At 61.6% G+C, this 20,173-nt stretch carries 16 protein-coding genes; 14 read left to right on the top strand and 2 right to left on the bottom strand.

What is annotated here, in order from left to right; all coding sequences use genetic code 11:
- Positions 1–156 precede the first annotated feature (156 nt).
- From mdh to J5N58_RS09220, 11 genes are all read left to right on the top strand, one after another.
- The gene (mdh, locus tag J5N58_RS09270; RefSeq protein ID WP_112830428.1) at positions 157–1,119 is read left to right on the top strand and encodes a malate dehydrogenase; all 963 of its coding nucleotides are present in this window, start codon (positions 157–159) and stop codon (positions 1,117–1,119) included.
- 33 nt (positions 1,120–1,152) lie between these two features.
- Positions 1,153–2,346, top strand: coding sequence for an ADP-forming succinate--CoA ligase subunit beta (sucC, locus tag J5N58_RS09265; protein ID WP_113443101.1), 1,194 nt, complete (start codon positions 1,153–1,155; stop codon positions 2,344–2,346).
- 17 nt (positions 2,347–2,363) lie between these two features.
- Positions 2,364–3,266, top strand: a complete 903-nt coding sequence (gene sucD, locus J5N58_RS09260; RefSeq protein ID WP_112830426.1) for a succinate--CoA ligase subunit alpha — start codon at positions 2,364–2,366, stop codon at positions 3,264–3,266.
- Between the two features lie 172 nt (positions 3,267–3,438).
- Complete coding sequence (locus J5N58_RS09255) at positions 3,439–6,435, top strand: 2-oxoglutarate dehydrogenase E1 component (protein WP_112830425.1); 2,997 nt, start codon at positions 3,439–3,441, stop codon at positions 6,433–6,435.
- Positions 6,436–6,448: 13 nt separating this feature from the next.
- A complete protein-coding gene (locus J5N58_RS09250) occupies positions 6,449–6,775 on the top strand; it encodes a YciI family protein (protein ID WP_112830424.1) in 327 nt (108 codons plus the stop codon).
- Positions 6,776–6,802: 27 nt separating this feature from the next.
- On the top strand, positions 6,803–8,035 hold the full coding sequence (odhB, locus tag J5N58_RS09245) for a 2-oxoglutarate dehydrogenase complex dihydrolipoyllysine-residue succinyltransferase (RefSeq protein WP_112830423.1): 1,233 nt from the start codon (positions 6,803–6,805) through the stop codon (positions 8,033–8,035).
- 92 nt (positions 8,036–8,127) lie between these two features.
- Entirely contained in the window at positions 8,128–8,763 is a 636-nt protein-coding gene (locus J5N58_RS09240; RefSeq protein ID WP_112830422.1) for a LysE family transporter, read from the top strand.
- A 1-nt stretch (position 8,764) separates the two neighbouring features.
- Entirely contained in the window at positions 8,765–9,262 is a 498-nt protein-coding gene (locus tag J5N58_RS09235; RefSeq protein ID WP_113338185.1) for a hypothetical protein, read from the top strand.
- 47 nt (positions 9,263–9,309) lie between these two features.
- Entirely contained in the window at positions 9,310–10,716 is a 1,407-nt protein-coding gene (gene lpdA / locus J5N58_RS09230) for a dihydrolipoyl dehydrogenase (RefSeq protein WP_113425508.1), read from the top strand.
- A 137-nt stretch (positions 10,717–10,853) separates the two neighbouring features.
- Entirely contained in the window at positions 10,854–11,354 is a 501-nt protein-coding gene (locus tag J5N58_RS09225) for a cytochrome b (RefSeq protein WP_113425509.1), read from the top strand.
- A gap of 43 nt (positions 11,355–11,397) precedes the next feature.
- Positions 11,398–11,874, top strand: coding sequence for a DUF2867 domain-containing protein (locus J5N58_RS09220; protein WP_113425578.1), 477 nt, complete (start codon positions 11,398–11,400; stop codon positions 11,872–11,874).
- Between the two features lie 6 nt (positions 11,875–11,880).
- Here the strand turns inward: J5N58_RS09220 and J5N58_RS09215 are convergent, their stop codons facing one another.
- Together J5N58_RS09215 and J5N58_RS09210 are read right to left on the bottom strand one after the other, a co-directional pair.
- A complete protein-coding gene (locus J5N58_RS09215; protein ID WP_112830418.1) occupies positions 11,881–12,975 on the bottom strand; it encodes a TraB/GumN family protein in 1,095 nt (364 codons plus the stop codon).
- A gap of 103 nt (positions 12,976–13,078) precedes the next feature.
- Positions 13,079–14,014 carry a tyrosine recombinase XerC gene (locus tag J5N58_RS09210; protein ID WP_113443099.1) on the bottom strand — a complete coding sequence of 312 codons (936 nt, stop codon included), beginning with the start codon at positions 14,012–14,014 and terminating at the stop codon, positions 13,079–13,081.
- 140 nt (positions 14,015–14,154) lie between these two features.
- Here J5N58_RS09210 and J5N58_RS09205 point away from each other — a divergent pair, with 140 nt between their 5' ends.
- The 3 genes from J5N58_RS09205 to J5N58_RS09195 all read left to right on the top strand — a co-directional run bounded on the left by J5N58_RS09205 (position 14,155) and on the right by J5N58_RS09195 (position 20,076).
- Positions 14,155–15,054 carry a GNAT family N-acetyltransferase gene (locus J5N58_RS09205; protein ID WP_113338191.1) on the top strand — a complete coding sequence of 300 codons (900 nt, stop codon included), beginning with the start codon at positions 14,155–14,157 and terminating at the stop codon, positions 15,052–15,054.
- A 376-nt stretch (positions 15,055–15,430) separates the two neighbouring features.
- On the top strand, positions 15,431–17,746 hold the full coding sequence (locus tag J5N58_RS09200; RefSeq protein WP_162757392.1) for a methyl-accepting chemotaxis protein: 2,316 nt from the start codon (positions 15,431–15,433) through the stop codon (positions 17,744–17,746).
- 125 nt (positions 17,747–17,871) lie between these two features.
- Entirely contained in the window at positions 17,872–20,076 is a 2,205-nt protein-coding gene (locus tag J5N58_RS09195) for a primosomal protein N' (RefSeq protein WP_113443097.1), read from the top strand.
- The last annotated feature ends 97 nt before the right edge of the window (positions 20,077–20,173 follow it).

Here is a 20,173-nt window from a genome sequence, read left to right as displayed (position 1 = left end):
ACGTTTACGTAAGAAAAAATCCATCTAACCGATTGAAAATGCTGTGCTGAAAATAATCGGTTGCAGTTTCATCCCAGTGGGGATATGCGATTTTCCACAAGGGACGGCAGCCAATCCCTGTCAGCCTTGGTTTTGGATCTAAAAGGAAGCACTTCAATGGCGCGCAATAAGATCGCTCTTATCGGTTCTGGAATGATTGGTGGTACGCTGGCGCATCTCGCCGGCCTCAAGGAACTGGGCGATATCGTCCTGTTCGACATTGCCGACGGCATCCCGCAGGGTAAGGGCCTGGATATCGCCCAGTCGTCCCCCGTTGAGGGCTTCAACGCCAAGCTGACCGGCGCCAGCGACTATTCGGCCATCGAAGGCGCTGACGTCTGCATCGTCACCGCAGGTGTAGCGCGCAAGCCGGGCATGAGCCGCGACGATCTGCTCGGCATCAACCTGAAGGTCATGGAGCAGGTTGGCGCCGGCATCAAGAAGTACGCCCCGAACGCTTTCGTCATCTGCATCACCAATCCGCTCGACGCGATGGTATGGGCTCTCCAGAAGTTCTCGGGCCTTCCGACCAACAAGGTCGTCGGCATGGCCGGCGTTCTCGATAGCGCCCGCTTCCGCCTCTTCCTTTCCGAAGAGTTCAAGGTTTCCGTTCAGGACGTCACCGCATTCGTTCTCGGCGGTCATGGCGACACGATGGTGCCGCTCGCCCGCTACTCCACCGTTGCCGGCATTCCGCTGACCGACCTCGTCAAGATGGGCTGGGTCACCAAGGAGCGCCTTGAGGAAATCATTCAGCGCACCCGTGACGGCGGCGCCGAAATCGTCGGCCTGCTCAAGACCGGTTCGGCTTACTACGCTCCGGCCGCCTCCGCCATCGAGATGGCTGAATCCTACCTCAAGGACAAGAAGCGCGTCCTGCCCTGCGCCGCCTACCTTTCCGGCCAGTACGGCGTGAAGGACATGTATGTCGGCGTGCCGACGATCATTGGCGCCGGCGGTGTCGAGCGCATCATCGAAGTCGAATTCAACAAGGCCGAAGAAGAAGCCTTCCAGAAGTCCGTCGGCGCTGTCGCCGGTCTTTGCGAAGCCTGCATCAATATCGCCCCCGCCCTCAAGTAATCCGCCTGACAGGCCCAATACAGGGACAAGACGATGAATATTCATGAATACCAGGCCAAGGCCCTCCTGAAGGGTTACGGCGCACCGGTCGCGGAAGGTGTCGCGATCCTCAAGGCGGAAGAGGCGGAAGCGGCTGCCAAGTCTCTTCCGGGCCCGCTCTACGTGGTCAAGAGCCAGATCCATGCCGGCGGTCGCGGCAAGGGCAAGTTCAAGGAACTCGGCCCTGACGCCAAGGGCGGTGTTCGCCTGGCGAAGTCGATCGACGAAGTCGTTGCCAACGTCAAGGACATGCTCGGCAACACTCTGGTGACCGCGCAGACCGGCGAAGCCGGCAAGCAGGTCAACCGCCTCTACATCGAAGATGGCGCCGACATCGCCCGCGAACTCTACTGCTCACTGCTGGTCGACCGCTCGGTCGGTCGCGTTGCCTTCGTCGTCTCGACCGAAGGTGGCATGGACATCGAGGCTGTCGCCCACGACACGCCGGAGAAGATCCATACCATCGCGATCGATCCGGAAACCGGCGTGACCGCCGACGACGTTGCGAAGATCGTCAAGGCGCTCGAACTGACCGGTGCTGCCGCCGAAGATGCCAAGTCGCTCTTCCCGATCCTTTACAAGGCGTTCAACGAGAAGGACATGTCCCTTCTCGAAATCAACCCGCTGATCGTCATGACCAACGGTCACCTGCGCGTTCTCGACGCCAAGGTTTCCTTCGACGGCAATGCGTTGTTCCGTCACGACGACGTTCGCGCGCTGCGTGACGAAACCGAAGAAGACGCCAAGGAAATCGAGGCCTCCAAGTGGGATCTCGCCTATGTGGCTCTCGACGGCAACATCGGCTGCATGGTCAACGGCGCAGGCCTTGCCATGGCGACGATGGACATCATCAAGCTCTACGGCAAGGAGCCGGCAAACTTCTGCGACGTTGGCGGTGGCGCCGGCAAGGAAAAGGTTGCGGCTGCCTTCAAGATCATCACGGCTGACCCGAAGGTCGAGGGCATCCTCGTCAATATCTTCGGCGGCATCATGAAGTGCGACGTGATTGCCGAAGGCGTCGTCGCTGCGGTTCAGGAAGTCGGCCTGAAGGTTCCGCTCGTCGTTCGTCTCGAGGGCACCAATGTCGAACTCGGCAAGAAGATCCTGAACGAATCGGGTCTGGCGATCACCGCAGCCGACGATCTGGACGACGCTGCGAAGAAGATCGTAGCCGCGATCAACGGCTAATTGAGGGACCTGAACCAATGTCGATTCTCGTCAATAAGAACACCAAGGTCCTCGTTCAGGGCCTGACCGGCAAGACCGGCACCTTCCACACCGAACAGGCGCTTGCCTATTACGGTACGCAGATGGTTGGCGGCATCCACCCGAAGAAGGGCGGCGAAACCTGGACCGGCTCCAAGGGCGAAACCCTACCGATCTTCGCTTCCGTTGCCGAAGGCAAGGAAAAGACCGGCGCCGACGCCACCGTGATCTACGTTCCGCCGGCAGGTGCTGCCGACGCGATCATCGAGGCGATCGAAGCCGAGATCCCGTTCATCACCTGCATCACCGAGGGTATCCCGGTCATGGACATGGTGCGGGTCAAGGCCAAGCTCGACAAGTCCAAGTCGCGCCTGCTGGGTCCTAACTGCCCGGGCATCCTCACGCCGGAAGAGTGCAAGATCGGCATCATGCCGGGCTCCATCTTCCGCAAGGGTTCGGTCGGTATTGTTTCGCGCTCCGGCACGCTTACCTATGAAGCCGTGTTCCAGACCTCGAACGAAGGCCTCGGCCAGACCACCGCAGTCGGGATCGGCGGCGACCCGGTCAAGGGCACGGAGTTCATCGACGTCCTGGAAATGTTCCTGGCCGACGACGCCACGACCTCGATCATCATGATCGGCGAAATTGGCGGTTCGGCCGAAGAGGATGCAGCGCAGTTCCTCATCGACGAAGCCAAGAAGGGTCACAAGAAGCCGATGGCGGGCTTCATCGCAGGTCGTACGGCTCCGAAGGGCCGCACGATGGGCCATGCCGGCGCCGTGGTTTCGGGCGGCAAGGGCGATGCGGAATCGAAGATCGCAGCCATGGAGGCCGCCGGCATCAAGGTTTCTCCTTCGCCGGCGCGTCTCGGAAAGACGCTGGTCGAAGTCCTCAAGGGCTGAGATCGCACAAGCATGCGCCAGGCAAGGTGGATCCGATAGTGATCCTCTTGCCTGGATTTGGCATTTTAGAGTCCCTGAATACAGCTTGCGTTCGGGTTGATGAAAGCGGCAGGTCGGGCATCCGGCCATCATCTTAAAGTCGGGAGGCGAACGGAGACGTTCGCAGAACACAATGGGTAGGCAAGAAGCCAACGAGCAATTTCTGATCACGTCCTTCCTCGACGGATCGAATGCGGCCTATATCGAGCAGCTCTATGCGCGCTATGAGGATGATCCTTCCTCGGTTTCGGCCGAATGGCAGGCTTTCTTCCGCGCGCTGGCCGACAATCCGGCCGATGTGAAGAAGGCAGCCGCCGGTGCTTCCTGGCAGCGCAAGAACTGGCCGATCGCTGCGCAGGGCGAACTGGTCTCCGCGCTCGACGGCAACTGGGGCGTGATCGAAAAGGCCATCGAGACAAAGGTCAAGGCCAAGGCCGAGGCGACCGCCGCCGCAACCGGCAAGCCGGCGAGCGAAGCCGAGGTTCTGCAGGCGACCCGCGATTCCGTCCGGGCCATCATGATGATCCGGGCCTATCGCATGCGCGGCCACCTGCATGCCAATCTCGATCCGCTCGGGCTTGCTGCTCCGGTCGAGGACTATAACGAGCTTTCGCCGGTAGCCTACGGCTTCACCGAAGCCGACTTCGGCCGCAAGATCTTCATCGACAACGTGCTTGGTCTCGAATACGCGACCATTCCGGAAATGCTCGATATCCTGAAGCGGACCTATTGCTCGACCATCGGCGTCGAGTTCATGCACATGTCCAATCCGGATGAGAAGCACTGGATCCAGGAACGCATCGAAGGTCCGGACAAGGGCGTCGACTTCACGCCGAACGGCAAGAAGGCGATCCTGTCGAAGCTGATCGAGGCCGAAGGCTTCGAACAGTTCATCGACGTCAAGTACAAGGGCACCAAGCGCTTCGGTCTCGACGGCGGCGAGTCCCTGATCCCGGCGCTCGAGCAGATCATCAAGCGCGGCGGCCAGGAAGGCCTTGAGGAAATCGTCTTCGGCATGGCCCACCGGGGTCGCCTGAACGTTCTGACCAACGTCATGGCGAAGCCGCACCGCGCCGTGTTCCACGAGTTCAAGGGCGGTTCGTTCAAGCCTGACGAAGTCGAGGGCTCCGGCGACGTGAAGTACCATCTCGGTGCTTCCTCCGACCGCGAGTTCGACGGCAACAAGGTTCACCTGTCGCTGACCGCCAATCCCTCGCACCTGGAAATCGTCAATCCTGTCGTCATGGGCAAGGCGCGCGCCAAGCAGGACCAGCTCGCCAAGGTTTGGGAAGGCGATATCATTCCGCTTCGTGAACGCGCCAAGGTTCTGCCGCTGCTTCTGCACGGTGATGCGGCCTTCGCCGGCCAGGGCGTCGTTGCCGAGATCCTGGGGCTTTCCGGTCTGCGCGGCCACCGCGTTGCCGGCACGATGCACTTCATCATCAACAACCAGATCGGCTTCACCACCAATCCGGCCTTCTCGCGTTCGTCGCCCTATCCGTCCGACGTCGCCAAGATGATCGAAGCGCCGATCTTCCACGTCAATGGCGACGATCCGGAAGCGGTCGTCTATGCCGCCAAGATCGCGACCGAATACCGGATGAAGTTCCACAAGCCGGTCGTCATCGACATGTTCTGCTACCGCCGATTCGGCCACAACGAGGGTGATGAACCCGCGTTCACCCAGCCGAAGATGTACAAGGCGATCCGCGCCCACAAGACCGTCGTTCAGCTCTATGCAGAACGCCTGATCGCCGAGGGCCTGATTACCGAAGGCGAATTCGAGAAGATGAAGGCCGACTGGCGCGCGCACCTCGAACAGGAATTCGAGGCCGGCCAGTCCTACAAGCCGAACAAGGCCGACTGGCTGGACGGCGTGTGGTCGGGCCTGCGTGCCGCCGACAATGCCGATGAACAGCGTCGCGGCAAGACCGCCGTGCCGATGAAGTCGCTGAAGGAGATCGGCCGTAAGCTCTCGACCATTCCCGAGGGCTTCAAGGCGCATCGGACGATCCAGCGCTTCATGGACAACCGCGCCCAGATGGTGGAAACCGGCGAGGGCATCGACTGGGCCATGGGCGAGGCGCTCGCTTTCGGTTCGCTGGCCGTCGAGGGTCACAAGATCCGCCTTTCGGGTCAGGATTGCGAACGCGGTACCTTCTCGCAGCGTCACTCGGTTCTCTATGACCAGGAGACCGAAGAGCGCTACATCCCGCTCGCCAATCTCGCTCCGAACCAGGCGCGCTACGAGGTCATCAACTCGATGCTTTCGGAAGAGGCGGTTCTGGGCTTCGAGTACGGTTACTCGTTGGCCCGCCCGAACGCGCTGACGCTCTGGGAAGCCCAGTTCGGCGATTTTGCCAACGGTGCGCAGGTTGTCTTCGACCAATTCATCTCGTCGGGCGAACGCAAGTGGTTGCGCATGTCCGGTCTCGTTTGCCTTCTGCCGCACGGTTATGAAGGCCAGGGCCCGGAACACTCCTCCGCCCGTCTGGAGCGTTTCCTCCAGCTCTGCGCGGAAGACAACATGCAGGTCGCGAACGTCACGACGCCGGCCAACTACTTCCACATCCTGCGCCGCCAGGTGAAGCGCGACTTCCGCAAGCCGCTCATCCTGATGACGCCGAAGTCCCTGTTGCGCCACAAGCGGGCTGTTTCCAGCCTGTCCGAAATGGCCGGCGAGAGCTCGTTCCACCGACTGCTTTGGGACGATGCGGAGGTCACGAAGGACGGTCCGATCAAGCTGCAGAAGGACAACAAGATCCGCCGCGTCGTCATGTGCACCGGCAAGGTCTATTACGATCTTCTGGAAGAGCGTGAAAAGCGCGGCATCGACGACATCTACCTGCTGCGCGTCGAACAGCTCTATCCGTTCCCGGCCAAGGCGCTCATCAACGAGCTTTCCCGCTTCCGCAATGCGGAGATGGTCTGGTGCCAGGAAGAGCCGAAGAACATGGGCGCATGGTCGTTCATCGATCCTTATCTGGAGTGGGTCCTGGCTCACATTGACGCCAAGTACCAGCGGGTTCGCTACACCGGTCGTCCGGCCGCAGCATCGCCAGCTACCGGCCTGATGTCGAAGCATCTCGCCCAGCTGGAAGCTTTCCTCGAGGACGCGCTCGGCGGCTAAGGAGACGGGTCGAATGGCCTATTTTTTTCTCAAGCTCATACCGCCGCGGTCGAGCTTCCCGCATGATGCAACGCCGGAAGAGATGACGGCGATGCAGGCTCATGGAGGATATTGGCACGCTCTGGCGGAACAGGGGCCGGCCATCGCGGTGGGTCCTGTTTTCGCCGAGAGCGGTGCCTTCGGGATCGCCGTCGTGGAGGCGGCCGATGCCGCAGCCGCTCAGGCTCTTGCGGACAACGATCCGGTCATCAAGGCGGAGCTCGGTTTCCGCTTCGAAACCTCGCCCATGCCATCCATCATAATCAGGACTTCCGCGGGCGGTGCCGCGGCTGCCGAATAAACGAAACAACAGTCAGGACATACACCAATGGCTACTGAAATCCGCGTCCCGACCCTCGGGGAATCCGTAAGCGAAGCCACCGTCGGCACCTGGTTCAAGAAGGTCGGCGACACCGTCAAGGCCGACGAACCGCTCGTCGAACTCGAAACCGACAAGGTGACCGTCGAAGTGCCGGCTCCGGCTTCCGGCGTGCTGACCGAGATCGTTGCCGCCAATGGCGAGACCGTTGGCCTTGGCGCACTGCTCGGCCAGATTGCCGAAGGCGCCGGCGCCACGGCTTCGGCACCGGCAGCGGCTCCTGCTGCCCCGGCTCCGGCCGCAGCGCCCGCAGTCGCAGCACCTGCCGCCGCTGCACCGGCAGCATCGGCCATGCCGGCTGCTCCGGCTGCGGCCAAGATGCTTGCTGAAAACAATCTTTCGGCCGATCAGGTCGACGGTTCCGGCAAGCGGGGCCAGGTCCTGAAGGGTGACGTGATCGCTGCTATTGCCAAGGGTGCGGCCGCCGTCGCTGCTCCGGCTCCGGCTGCTGCTCCCCGTCCGGCTTCGAGCGCCGATGACGCGGTTCGCGAAGAACGCGTCAAGATGACCCGCCTGCGCCAGACCATCGCGAAACGCCTAAAGGACGCCCAGAACACCGCCGCCATGCTGACCACCTACAATGAGGTGGACATGTCGGCCGTTATGGACCTGCGCAACCGCTACAAGGACATCTTCGAGAAGAAGCACGGCGTAAAGCTCGGCTTCATGGGCTTCTTCACCAAGGCCGTCACCCATGCGCTGAAGGAAATCCCCTCGATCAACGCCGAGATCGACGGCACCGACATCATCTACAAGAACTTCTGCCACATCGGCATGGCGGTCGGAACCGACAAGGGTCTTGTCGTTCCTGTTATCCGCGATGCCGACCAGATGTCGATCGCTGGCGTCGAGAAGGAACTCGGGCGTCTTGCCAAGGCCGCCCGTGATGGCGCGCTCGGCATGGCCGACATGCAGGGCGGCACCTTCACCATCACCAATGGCGGTGTCTACGGCTCGCTGATGTCCTCGCCGATCCTGAACGCGCCGCAATCGGGCATTCTCGGCATGCACAAGATCCAGGAGCGTCCGGTCGCCATTGGCGGTCAGGTCGTCATTCGTCCGATGATGTATCTGGCCCTGTCCTACGACCACCGCATCGTCGACGGCAAGGAAGCCGTGACCTTCCTCGTCCGAGTGAAGGAAAGCCTGGAAGATCCGGAACGCCTGGTTCTCGATCTCTGATCGTTCTGGCGGGAGACCGGCTTTCGGCCTCCCGCCGTCCTGTTTTCCGGTAAGCGCAACCGCACGAGCGGCATTGCCGGCATGGAGGCATCATGCACGCCTATCTTCTGGAACTCGCATCGCTGATGGCGGTGTTTTCCTTCGCGATCGTTTCCCCCGGCGCCGATACCGCGATGGTCATGCGCCAGGCCATGGTTCATGGGCGGCGTGAGGCGATCCTCACGAGCTTCGGCATCGGCACGTCGCTGATGTTCCACGTGACCTACACCATTCTCGGCCTCGGCCTGATTATCTCGAAGTCGCTGCTCCTGTTCAGCATCATCAAATGGGCGGGCGCCGCCTATCTGATCTATATGGGTGTCATGGCGCTGCGGGCGGGCAAGAGCGACCTCAATCCGGTTGCCGATGGCGCCGAGCCTGCCCGGCAGAGTGCTCTGCGAGCCTTTGGCCTCGGCTTCCTCGCCAACGCGCTGAACCCGAAGCCTGTCCTTTTCTTTCTGTCGATCTTCTCGGCTCTGGTCGCCGCCTCCACGCCCGGCATGGTGAAGTTCGGATACGGTCTGGTGATGGCGACCTGCCTCATCGCATGGTTCGTCGGCGTATCGTTTTTCATGACGACGCCGCGCATGCGGGCTGCCTTCTCCCGAGCAAGCAAGTGGATCAATCGCGCGTCAGGCATGGTGTTCATCGCTTTCGGCCTGAAACTTGCGGCGACGAAGGCGAGCTGAGATGAGGCGGTCGCTCGTCGCGTCGCTCGCCTTTGCCGTTGCGGGGTTCCAAGCCCCGGCGATGGCCGATGCGTGCCGTGTCGAGCATGCCGTCTATGCGGAAGGCGAAACGGGTCTGGAACTGCGCTTCAGGCCAGGGAGCGGCGAGAACACGCCGGTCTCCCACAAGTTCGAGGTTCGGGCGGCAAAGGCCGGCCTCACGCTCGACGGGCATGTGATGTACGACGAGGAAATCGCCCGGCCGGTGGGTATGGCTATGAACAATTGCCCGGAGGGCGACGTGACCGGCGCGGATCTTGATGCCTGCACCGTCTGGCAGGGTATCGTCTATGCGGTGGACGGGCAGGGCAATGTCGACCTTCTGCCTCCGGAGGGTGCCGAAGCGCCGAAGACGTTGCTTCTTCCGGGTTTCGGAGCGGCTTTCAAGCTGTCCGCCGTCGGCGGCAAGGTCGAGGCCATGCCGTGGGACGGATTTTCATTCAGGGAATGCGCGCCGTAAGCGGAGACCGGAACGGCGGCAAAGGAACACACAGAGGAACGACGAAAATGGCTTATGATGTAGTGGTAATCGGCAGCGGCCCCGGTGGTTACGTATGTGCAGTCAAGGCAGCCCAGCTCGGTCTGAAGGTTGCCGTCGTCGAAAAGCGGGCGACCTATGGCGGCACCTGCCTCAATATCGGCTGCATTCCGTCCAAGGCCCTGCTGCATGCCTCCGAGATGTTCAACCATGTCGCCCATGGCATGGACGCTCTCGGCGTCGAGGTTGCCGCGCCGAAGCTGAACCTCGGCAAGATGATGGCCCACAAGGACAGCGTCGTGAAGGCGAACGTCGAAGGCGTTTCCTTCCTGTTCAAGAAGAACAAGATCGACGGCTTCCAGGGCACCGGCAAGATCGTTTCGGCCGGGAAGGTTTCCGTCACCAATGACAAGGGCGAGGAACAGGTTCTCGAGACGAAGAACATCGTCATTGCCACCGGTTCCGACGTTGCCGGCATTCCGGGCGTTTCCGTCGAGATCGACGAGAAGGTAATTGTATCGTCTACCGGCGGCATCGCGCTCGACAAGGTGCCGGGCAAGCTGGTTGTCGTCGGCGGCGGCGTCATCGGCCTCGAACTCGGTTCGGTCTGGTCGCGTCTCGGCGCCAAGGTCACCGTCGTCGAATATCTCGACAACATCCTCGGCGGCATGGACGGCGAAGTTTCCAAGCAGTTCCAGCGCATGCTGGCCAAGCAGGGCATCGAATTCAACCTCGGCGCCAAGGTCACCGGTGTCGAAAAGTCCGGCAAGGGCGCCAAGGTCACGTTCGAGCCGGTCAAGGGTGGTGAGGCGCAGGTCCTGGAAGCCGATGTCGTCCTCGTTGCCACCGGCCGCAAGCCCTACACGGCAGGCCTCGGTCTCGAAGCCGCAGGCGTCGTGCTCGACAATCGCGGCCGCGTCGAGATCGACGGCCATTTCCGCACCAATGTCGCCGGCATCTATGCGATCGGCGACGTCGTGCGCGGTCCGATGCTTGCTCACAAGGCCGAGGACGAGGGTGTGGCGCTCGCCGAAATCCTCGCCGGCCAGCATGGCCATGTGAATTACGACGTCATTCCGGGTGTCGTCTACACCCAGCCGGAAGTCGCTTCCGTCGGCAAGACCGAGGAGGAACTGAAGGCTGCGGGTGTCGCCTACAAGGTCGGCAAGTTCCCGTTCACTGCGAACGGCCGCGCCCGCGCCATGCTGGCGACCGATGGTTTCGTCAAGATCCTCTCGGACAAGGAAACCGATCGCGTCCTCGGTGGCCATATCGTCGGCTTTGGCGCCGGCGAGATGATCCACGAGATTGCCGTACTGATGGAATTCGGCGGTTCGGCGGAAGATCTGGGCCGCACCTGCCATGCGCATCCGACCATGTCGGAAGCGGTCAAGGAAGCAGCCCTTGCCGCTTTCTTCAAGCCGATCCACATGTAAGAGATTTTCCGGATAATAAGACTAATCCGGTAAAGTATTATATTTTTGTAAGAATTGAGGCCGCGGCTTGTTATTCAGGTCGCGGCTTTTATCATGGCCTTGTCGTGTTTTTCATATTTTGACAAAAGGCAAACGCCATGACGACGAATCCTGTACTCGGCTATTCTCTGTCGCAGAAGCTCATTCACTGGCTGATGGCGGCTTTGATCTTTTTCAACCTGCTCTTCACGGAGGGCATGGAAAACTGGAACCGGCTGGTGAGCCGCGGCGAAACCGCAACGCCCGAAGACATCGCTTCCGCCAATGTGCATGCCTATGTCGGCATCGCCATCCTCTGTCTTGCGGTGGTCCGTCTTGTCCTGCGCCTGGCGCATGGTGCACCCGACGCCCCGGCTGAGGAACCGCCTGTCTTTCGAATTGCCTCCAAGCTGGCGCACGGGACGTTCTATCTGTTGTTCTTCCTCCTGCCGATCAGTGGCGCTGCCGCCTATTACTTCGGGGTGGAAGCCGTGGGTTCATTGCATGGCGGACCCCTGAAGCTGCTGATGTGGCTCCTGATCGTGGTGCATATTGCCGCAGTTCTGGTTCACCAGTTCTATTGGAAAACGCCGGTCGCGCAGCGTATGACCAAGGGCTGAGAATAACGGCCGTACCGGTCGTGTCATCCCCGAAGGAATGCGCATGGCGAACATCGTGCCGGAACCTGTGAAATTGCCGCATCCCGCATTGCCTGAGGCGGATTGGGCAGACTGCTATGCTGTCGCCAGCGCCGCCCCCCAACTCGTGGCGCTGGATGCCGCGAAGCTGTTGCTCGGTCGCTCTCCAGGATGGGTCCGGATGCTGATGGCGCTACGCAACCGGATCGTCTCTCTGTTCGGGTTGAAGGTTGCCGGTCTGAAGGTGGCGGATGCCAATACCGTCGCCGCATTCCCGGTTGTTTCCGAGCGGGACGAACAGGTCGTGCTCGGTTTCAATGACAGCCATCTCGATTTCAGGATCGTGGTCGACGTTGAGCCGTTGGGGGAAGCCGAAGGCAAGGTGTCGGTGACGACGCTGGTGCGTCGCCACAATGCGTTCGGGCGTTTCTACATCGCGGTGGTCACGCCGTTCCACAGACTGATCGTCAGGACGATGCTCGGGCGCCTCGTTCGAGGCTGACAGGGCTCAGCCGCCGGCGGGCGTCAGGGTGAAGCCCTGCTTCTTCAAAAGCTCGACAAGGCCTTCCTCGCCTGGAAGGTGAAGCGCGCCGACGGCGATGAAAACACCGCCCTTGGCCAGCATGGGACCCGCCCGTTCCGCCATGACATGGTTCCGGTCGGTGACGATCCGCTTTTCGAAGGCGGCATAACTGCTTTCGTCCTTGCCGGTCTGGGCCGGCGTGACGATTTCCAGCATGGGCATGGTCATGCCGATGTCGCCGGAAAGATAAAGCGTCGTCATGGTTTCGATGACGTCGTCCATCTTGTCGCCAAGTTCCAGCGTTTCGATCAGCGCCTGAAGGTGGAATTCCGTCGGAAGATCCGCCATGGCGCGCAATTGTTCAGCCAGCGTCTCCAGCCCCGCGACGTTCTTGCCGGCCTTTATCGCATCCTCGGCGATATGTTTATCGAGAAAGGACGCGCCTTTCGATTTGCGTGCCGTCTCGCAGGCGGGCAGGGCAACGAAGCTCGAAATTATCCAGGGTTGCATCCGCTGGACGGCGGCGAGCGCCAGCCCGCGCTTTTTCAATCCGTCCTCAAGGCGGGTGGCCTGGTCGGGGCTCAGATGGTCGCGGATGGTCTTGCCGTCTGTGAACATGGTGAGCTCCGGATGCATGAGCATCGCGGCAGCCGCCTTTTTTTCATCGAGGATTTCGTCGGATTCGATGATGATGGTCGATGCCTCTGCGGCGGCGGTCCGCGCTGCCGCCGGCATCGTCAGGACGCGGGGATCGGTGACATGCATGGTGCCGAGCAGCCAGGAGGGGGCGAGGCCCGGCTTCTCTATCTTCCAGAAGATGCCCCTGCCGTTCGGGATCGCATCCGCCTCGGCGCGAAGCTTCGCGTAGGTCGCCGGTTCATCCGTCTGCAAAGCTGCCAGCAGATCCTTTCCGCCGCAGGTTGGTTCCTCCTGCGCGTGAGCGGGTTTCAGCGTCAGCAGCACGAAGAGGAAGGCCGCAAGCAGCGCGAGATGGAAGGCCGCAGCCAGCCATAGCGCGGCGTCTCCCAGAACGGATAGCGAGAGACGGTTTCGGATGCGGTCTATGGAATGCGCGATCATGGTTTGTCCGTTGGTGGCGGGTCGGCCCGGATTGTAAGGACATGTTCCTTCTAGTCCCGCGGCCCTCAATTCTTCTTAACGGTTTTGGTTAACGGTCCTTCCGTCAGGCGCGGGGATGCGCGCGGTCATAGACATCCAGCAGGCGGGCGGCATCGACTCCGGTATAGACCTGGGTCGTCGACAGACTGGCATGGCCGAGGAGTTCCTGGATGGTGCGAAGATCCCCTCCGCCGCCGAGCAGGTGGGTGGCGAAGGAATGGCGTAGCGCATGGGGTGTTGCTGTGTCCGGCAGGCCGAGGGCGGAGCGCAGGCGTTGCATTTCCCGCTGAATGATTGCCGGCTGCAGTTTGCCACCTCTCGCGCCGCGAAAGATCGGTTCGTATGGCGCCAGATGATAAGGGCAGAGCTTGATGTAGGTTGCGACAGCTTCTGTCACAGCCGGGAGAAGCGGGACGAGACGGGTCTTGTTGCCCTTGCCGATAATCCTGAGAGCGGTGGTTCTTTCGCCGAAGTCGGCAGGCGTCAGGGCCAGCGCTTCGGAGATGCGCAGACCGCAACCATAAAGCAGGGTCAGGACCGCGGCGTCGCGTGCGGCGACCCAGGGTTCCTCATGCATTTGCGCGTCGCGGCTGACGACAGCCAGCGCCTGGCTGTCGGACAAGGGTTTCGGAAGGGATTTCGGCTGTTTCGGCGAACGAACGGCGCCGGCGCCGGCGGCGTTGACCAGCCCCCGTCTTTCAAGGTGACGCAGGAAGGAGCGAAGGCCTGCGAGATGGCGCCCGAGCGAGCGGGAGCCGGAGCCCTGCTTGCGTCGATAGGCGAGAAAGGCGCGAAGATCCGCCGGTCGCAATTCCTTTATATCGCGAATGCGCGCGGGTCCGCCGAGATGGCCGGTCAGGAATGTCAGGAATTGTCGGGTATCACGCTCATAGGCGTCCAAGGTGTTTTCCGAAAGCCTTCTTTCTCCGGCAAGACCCTGCAGCCATGCGGCGCGCTCGGCGAGAAGATCGGTATCGGCGAAGACCAGCAGGTCGTTCATCGGCGCTGCCTTTACATTGAGAATCTGCTAAGCCAACATGATCTTCAGATGTTAGGGAATGCCTAAAATGCCGCATCCGGTGTCATGCTTCGATCACATTGGGCTGCGATAGAGGCTGATCGGTACAGTCGGGGTTTTCTATGGCGCGCCGTGATTCGATGACGATGTTCGGGCAATTCGCCGAGGCGGTTGCTCTGGTCTCGCAAGGCCAACCGGGGCACATCGTCGACACACTGATCGCCGAACGTGGTCAGAGGATCGTGCATCATCCCCTGTGGCCGGTGATGCGACCATTTCTCTATACGTTGTTGCGCTATGCAAAGGCGGTCGAATTCGCCGACGACATCGCGAACATGCCGGGTTTCCAGGCCTTCGAATATCTCAGCAATATCCTGCGCCTCGACATCAACATCATCAATGGCGAACGGATACCCGAGAAGGGTGGTTTCATCATGGTGAGCAACCACCCGACCGGCATTGCCGACGGCGTGGCGGTTTTCGATCTTCTGAAGCGCCGGCGGCCGGACATGATGTTCTTCGCCAATCGCGATGCCATCAGGGTCAATCCGCGCTTCGCCGAAATCATCATTCCCGTCGAGTGGCGGGAGGAACACAAGAGCAAGCTCAAGGCCCGCGAGACGCTGAAGCTCACCAACCGGGCGATCGAGGAGCAGAAGGCGACCGTGCTCTTCCCCTCCGGCCGCATCGCCTATTGGGCGAACGGGCGACTGAACGAGCGGCCGTGGAAGACGTCGGCTGTCGGTCTCGCCCGCAAATACGATCTGCCTATTTTGCCGGTACACATGACCGCGCGCAACTCGGGCCTGTTCTACTGGTTCGCCAAGTGGTCGACCGAGCTCAGGGACATGACGGTGTTCCACGAACTCCTGAACAAAAGGGGCGACCGGTTCGATTTCGTCATCGGTGACCTGATCTCGCCCGCACGGCTCGAAGGCGATCTGAATGATGTCACTGCCGCGCTCGAACATCATACCGTGCATGCCCTTGCGGCAGACGGCAACGCTTCCTTTAGCCCGTAGTCGACGGCTGCCGGTGCTGACTGAGTACGATCGCCGGGCGATCTGCGGGACGCTGCACCGTGATCTGCTTTCGGCCGGTTGTATGCGGTGCCGGAGATGGCGCGCAGCCGGGAAAAACATATCCAGGGTTGCGGTTTTTCGCCTGGTCTTCCCCCGGTGGCGTGGTGTCGCGAAATCGCTACAGTTTTCGAAATTGCTTAATTAGGATTCGTTTTCCCTCCCGGTTTTTAGTGGGTATTCGTTAACCACGTCGACCCCCAAGCTAGCGTCCGTCTCAGGGAGCATTCAGCTCCCCGATCAGTGTGCGCCATAGGGGGACCGGGGAATGCGCTTCAAATCCATACAGTTAAAAATTGCAGTCTTGTCGGGGGTCTGTGTGCTGGCGGCCACAGCGGCCCTGGTGGGGTACGGCATCATTTCAGCGGCCAGTACGCGGGAGTTCGTTGCCACCCAGGTGACGAGCCTCACGGATGTGAAGACGAAGCAGAGCCTTCAGACGCTTGCATCGACACAGGCGGGGGTCATCCGCTCTTCGCTTGACGGTGCCTTCGATGCTGCCCGCGTAATGGCGCGCAGCTTCGAGACGCTTGCCGGCGGGGACGCAACCACTCCTGCGGCAACTCGTCGTGCGCAGCTCAATGCCCTTCTTTTGAACGTGCTCAAGGACAATCCGCGCTTCAACGGAACCTATAGTGCATGGGAACCGAATGCGCTGGACGGGGCCGATGCCGAGTTTCGCGATCGCCGGGACATGGGATCGGATGTGACGGGGCGGTTCCTTCCCTATTGGACTCGGGATGCTGCTGGCAAGATCGCGCTCCAGCCGCTCGTTGAGTACGACAGTTCAGAGCTTCATCCGAACGGCGTGATGAAGGGAGGCTGGTATATCGGGCCGCAGACGGGCCATGGCGAGAGCATCCTCGATCCGCTGCCCTATATCGTTCAGGGCAAGAATGTCTATCTGGCGACAATGTCGGTTCCGATCACCATCGGCGGCAAGTTCGCCGGCGTGGCCGGGGCGGATTTCGATCTCTCCTTCGTCCAGAAGCTTGCCGAACAGGTGAAGGCGTCGATCTATGACGGCAAGGCCTCGGTTTCGATCGTGAGCTACAAGGGGCTGATTGTCGCCTCGAGCGAGAAGCCTGAAAGCATCGGCCAGCCCTTCGACCAGGGCGATAGCGCGCTTTCGCAATATCTGGCGCTTATCCAGTCCGGTAAGGAGGAGGTCCACGCCAGCGGCGATGCGTTCAAGGCGTTTGCTCCAATCGTCATCGGCAGGACGGCAACACCCTGGTCCGTGATGATCGACGTCCCGCGCGCCGTCGCCATGGCCGAAGCGACGAAACTCGACCGGGATCTGACCGAGCGTAACGGCAGCGACGGTGTTCTGCAGGTCATTGTGGCCGCCGTCATCGCAATGGGTGGCGTCGCAGCCATGTGGCTTGTGGCGCGCAGCATCGCCGGCCCGATCCGCAACATGACGGCCAGCATGCGTCGGCTGGCCGATGGCGACACGACATGCGACATTCCGGGTGTCGGCCTTCCCGACGAGATCGGTGCCATGGCCGCAGCGGTGGAGATCTTTCGCAACAATGCCATCGCCAACCGGCGACTGGAGGAAGAGGCCGCAGCCGCGCAGGAAACGACGGAACGTGAACGCCGGCGCAACCTGGATATCGAGCGCATTCGCACCGAGGCCATGACGCAGGCCACGGCCGGCCTTGCCGACGGTCTGAAGCAACTCGCATCCGGCAATCTTTCCTTCCATCTCGGCGAACCCTTCGCCCAGGAATTCGAAAGCCTGCGCAGCGACTTCAATTCAGCGGTGTCGCAACTCAGCCGTACGATGGCCGCCGTTGCTGCCGCGTCCCGTTCCATCGATTCAGGTACGCAGGAGATCAGCCAGAGCGCAGACGATCTTTCGAAGCGCACGGAACAGCAGGCTGCATCGCTTGAGGAGACCGCGGCGGCTCTCGATGAAATCACCGTCAATGTCACGAATTCATCGAAACGCGCCGAGGAGGCGAGGATCGTTGCGGTGCAGGCCAATACCAGCGCCGTCCATTCCGGCGCCGTGGTGGCCGATGCCGTCAACGCCATGCAGCGCATCGAACAATCGTCCAACCAGATTGCGAGCATCATCGGTGTGATCGATGAGATCGCCTTCCAGACCAACCTTCTGGCGCTGAATGCAGGCGTCGAAGCAGCGCGCGCCGGAGAAGCCGGAAAGGGGTTCGCGGTGGTGGCGCAGGAGGTTCGCGAGCTTGCCCAGCGGTCGGCGCAGGCAGCAAAGGAGATCAAGGATCTCATCCGCAATTCCAGCACCGAGGTTGAAAGCGGAGTAAAGCTGGTGAAGGACACCGGCGAGGCGCTGATGACGATCGAGGCCTATATCGTCACCGTCAACCAGCACATGGATGCGATCGCGACCTCCGCCCGTGAGCAGTCGGTGGGGCTTTCGGAGGTCAACACGGCCGTCAACCAGATGGACCAGGTGACGCAGAAGAATGCGGCCATGGTCGAAGAGGCGAATGCTGCCAGCGCGACGCTCGCCATGGAATCGCAAAGGCTTCGCGACCTGATTGCCCAGTTCCGGCTGGACGGGATTTCGTCTGACGCCGTTTCTCAGCTTCGTCGAACCGCCGGTGCCGTGGCCGCTTCGCCGGTGCAGCGTTACGCTACCTACGGCTGATCCGGACGGCGCATTGTCAGCCGGTGATTTCGAACGGGATGACCCGCGGTTTTCCGCGGGCTATCCGCTTTCCGTCCCGCATTAGCAGTTTTCTTTCCGGGTCCTTGGATGCAAGTTGGCGACCCATGAGAGACGATTCGCCCGGACTGTTCGGTTTGCCGCCACGCCCTCGCGTCGTGCCCGTTCTGGTGCCGATGCCGGCGCCGACCGCCTACAGCTATGCCGTGCCCGAGGGCATGGTCGCTGAGCCGGGCTCGATCGTTCAAGTGCCGCTCGGGCCGCGTCAGGTCATAGGTGTCGTGTGGGACGGGCCGGACGAAGGCGCCGTCGATCCGAAGAAGTTGCGCGCCGTAACCAAGGTCTTCGATTGCCCGCCGCTTGACCTGAACATGCGCACCTTTCTCGACTGGGTGGCATCCTACACCCTGTCGCCGCCGGGTTATGTGGCGCGCATGGCGCTTCGCGCGCCCGCTGCCTTCGATCCCGAGCCGATGGTAGAAGGCGTCAGTTTTTCCGGCATCGAGCCGGAGAAACTGACGCCCGCGCGGCGCAAGGTTCTCGATCTCGCGGCGGACGGTCTTTCGTGGACCAAAAGCGGCCTTGCCCACGCTTCCGGAGTTTCTTCGAGCGTGATCGACGGGCTGGTGAAGCAGGGGGTGTTCGAGACGGTCTTCCTGCCGCCGCCACCGCTGGTGGCAAAGCCCGACCCCGAGTATGCCGAATCCCGACTGGCCGGACCGCAGAAGGACGCGGCCGACGAAATCCTCGAAGGCGTTCGCGCCGGTGGCTTTTCTGTCGCGCTTATCGACGGCGTGACGGGGTCCGGCAAGACGGAAGTCTATTTCGAGGCGATTGCGGAGACGTTGCGGCGGGGAAAGCAGGTTCTGATCCTCCTGCCGGAAATCGCCTTGACCGCCAATTTCCTCGAACGCTTCCAGGATCGTTTCGGCGCGAAACCCGGTGAATGGCATTCGGATCTTGCCACGAAGACCCGTGAAAAGGTCTGGCGGCAGTGCGCCACCGGCGATATCCGCGTGGTGGCCGGTGCGCGCTCAGCTCTCTTCCTGCCCTTCGAGGATCTCGGTCTCATCGTCGTCGATGAAGAGCATGATCCCGCCTTCAAGCAGGAAGATCGGGTCTTCTACAATGCCCGCGACATGGCGGTGGTGCGCGCCCGGATATCCGGCTTCCCGGTTGTACTGGTATCGGCGACGCCCTCGGTCGAAAGCCAGGTCAATTGCATGAACGGGCGCTACAGGCGCATTCATCTGCCGACCCGCTTTGCCGGGGCGGCGCTGCCGGATCTGCATCTGATCGACATGCGCCGACATCCGCCGGAACGAGGGGGGTTTCTTTCACCGCTTCTGCTCAAGGCCGTCGGTAAGACGGTGGAGCGCAAGGAGCAGGCGCTTCTGTTCCTCAACCGTCGCGGCTATGCGCCGCTGACGCTCTGCCGTGTCTGCGGCCATCGTTTCCAGTGCCCGCAATGTTCGAGCTGGCTGGTGGAGCACCGGTTTCGCGGGCAAATCCAGTGCCATCAATGCGGCTATGCCGAACCGACGCCGCAGGCCTGCCCGGAATGCGGGACGTTCGATCATCTGGTCGCCTGCGGACCCGGCGTCGAACGCATTGCGGAGGAAGTCGAGAAACACTTCCCCGACGCCCGGACGCTGGTGCTTTCCTCCGACCTTGGCGGCGTGAAGCGACTGCGCCTCGAACTGGAGGCCATCGCCAATGGGGAAGCGGATATCGTCATCGGCACCCAGCTCGTCGCGAAAGGACATAATTTCCCGCTGATGACGCTTGTGGGCATCGTGGATGCCGATATCGGCCTTGCCAACGGCGACCCGCGCGCGGCCGAACGCACCTTCCAACTCCTTTCGCAGGTGACCGGTCGTGCTGGCAGAACGGGACGCAAGAGCCACGGCCTGCTGCAGACCTTCCAGCCAATGCATCCGGTGATGCAGGCGATCGTCTCCGGCGATGCCGAAGCCTTCTACGATCGTGAGATCCTCGAACGGGAGCGTGCCGGCCTGCCGCCCTTCGGCCGGCTGGTGTCGATCATCGTTTCGGCGGACAACCGTATCGATGCCGAGACCCACGCACGGCAGCTCAGGCAGGCGGCGCCCGCCGAGCCCGGGGTCGCGGTGCTTGGGCCGGCCGAGGCGCCGCTTGCGTTGATCCGTGGGCGCCATCGCTTCCGGCTGCTCGTCCACGGTCGCCGGACCAGCGACATGCAGGGCTTTGTGCGGACCATGATTGCCAATGGACCGAAGGAGCGGCGGTCGATCCAGGTTCAGGTGGATGTCGACCCGCAAAGCTTCCTGTAATCCACCGAAATCCCCCAGATCGGAGGTTTCCGAGATATACCGCGATCCCGCGGTTTGTGCGATAAGCCTCGCCTGAGTGATTTTCCAAGACGGGGAT

This window comes from Paenirhizobium cremeum (assembly GCF_022884085.1).
In the GTDB taxonomy this organism is placed as follows: domain Bacteria; phylum Pseudomonadota; class Alphaproteobacteria; order Rhizobiales; family Rhizobiaceae; genus Allorhizobium; species Allorhizobium cremeum.
This window is presented reverse-complemented; position numbering and strand designations above follow the sequence as displayed.

Bases quoted from the DNA above. Each gene is read 5' to 3' on its own strand.
- J5N58_RS09195 (WP_113443097.1), top strand. From the start codon at position 17,872: ATGAGAGACGATTCGCCCGGACTGTTCGGTTTGCCGCCACGCCCTCGC.
- J5N58_RS09240 (WP_112830422.1), top strand. From the start codon at position 8,128: ATGCACGCCTATCTTCTGGAACTCGCATCGCTGATGGCGGTGTTTTCC.
- sucC (WP_113443101.1), top strand. From the start codon at position 1,153: ATGAATATTCATGAATACCAGGCCAAGGCCCTCCTGAAGGGTTACGGC.
- J5N58_RS09205 (WP_113338191.1), top strand. From the start codon at position 14,155: ATGGCGCGCCGTGATTCGATGACGATGTTCGGGCAATTCGCCGAGGCG.
- mdh (WP_112830428.1), top strand. From the start codon at position 157: ATGGCGCGCAATAAGATCGCTCTTATCGGTTCTGGAATGATTGGTGGT.
- J5N58_RS09255 (WP_112830425.1), top strand. From the start codon at position 3,439: ATGGGTAGGCAAGAAGCCAACGAGCAATTTCTGATCACGTCCTTCCTC.
- J5N58_RS09235 (WP_113338185.1), top strand. From the start codon at position 8,765: ATGAGGCGGTCGCTCGTCGCGTCGCTCGCCTTTGCCGTTGCGGGGTTC.
- J5N58_RS09215 (WP_112830418.1), bottom strand. From the start codon at position 12,975: ATGATCGCGCATTCCATAGACCGCATCCGAAACCGTCTCTCGCTATCC.
- J5N58_RS09220 (WP_113425578.1), top strand. From the start codon at position 11,398: ATGGCGAACATCGTGCCGGAACCTGTGAAATTGCCGCATCCCGCATTG.
- lpdA (WP_113425508.1), top strand. From the start codon at position 9,310: ATGGCTTATGATGTAGTGGTAATCGGCAGCGGCCCCGGTGGTTACGTA.
- sucD (WP_112830426.1), top strand. From the start codon at position 2,364: ATGTCGATTCTCGTCAATAAGAACACCAAGGTCCTCGTTCAGGGCCTG.
- J5N58_RS09210 (WP_113443099.1), bottom strand. From the start codon at position 14,014: ATGAACGACCTGCTGGTCTTCGCCGATACCGATCTTCTCGCCGAGCGC.
- J5N58_RS09250 (WP_112830424.1), top strand. From the start codon at position 6,449: ATGGCCTATTTTTTTCTCAAGCTCATACCGCCGCGGTCGAGCTTCCCG.
- odhB (WP_112830423.1), top strand. From the start codon at position 6,803: ATGGCTACTGAAATCCGCGTCCCGACCCTCGGGGAATCCGTAAGCGAA.
- J5N58_RS09225 (WP_113425509.1), top strand. From the start codon at position 10,854: ATGACGACGAATCCTGTACTCGGCTATTCTCTGTCGCAGAAGCTCATT.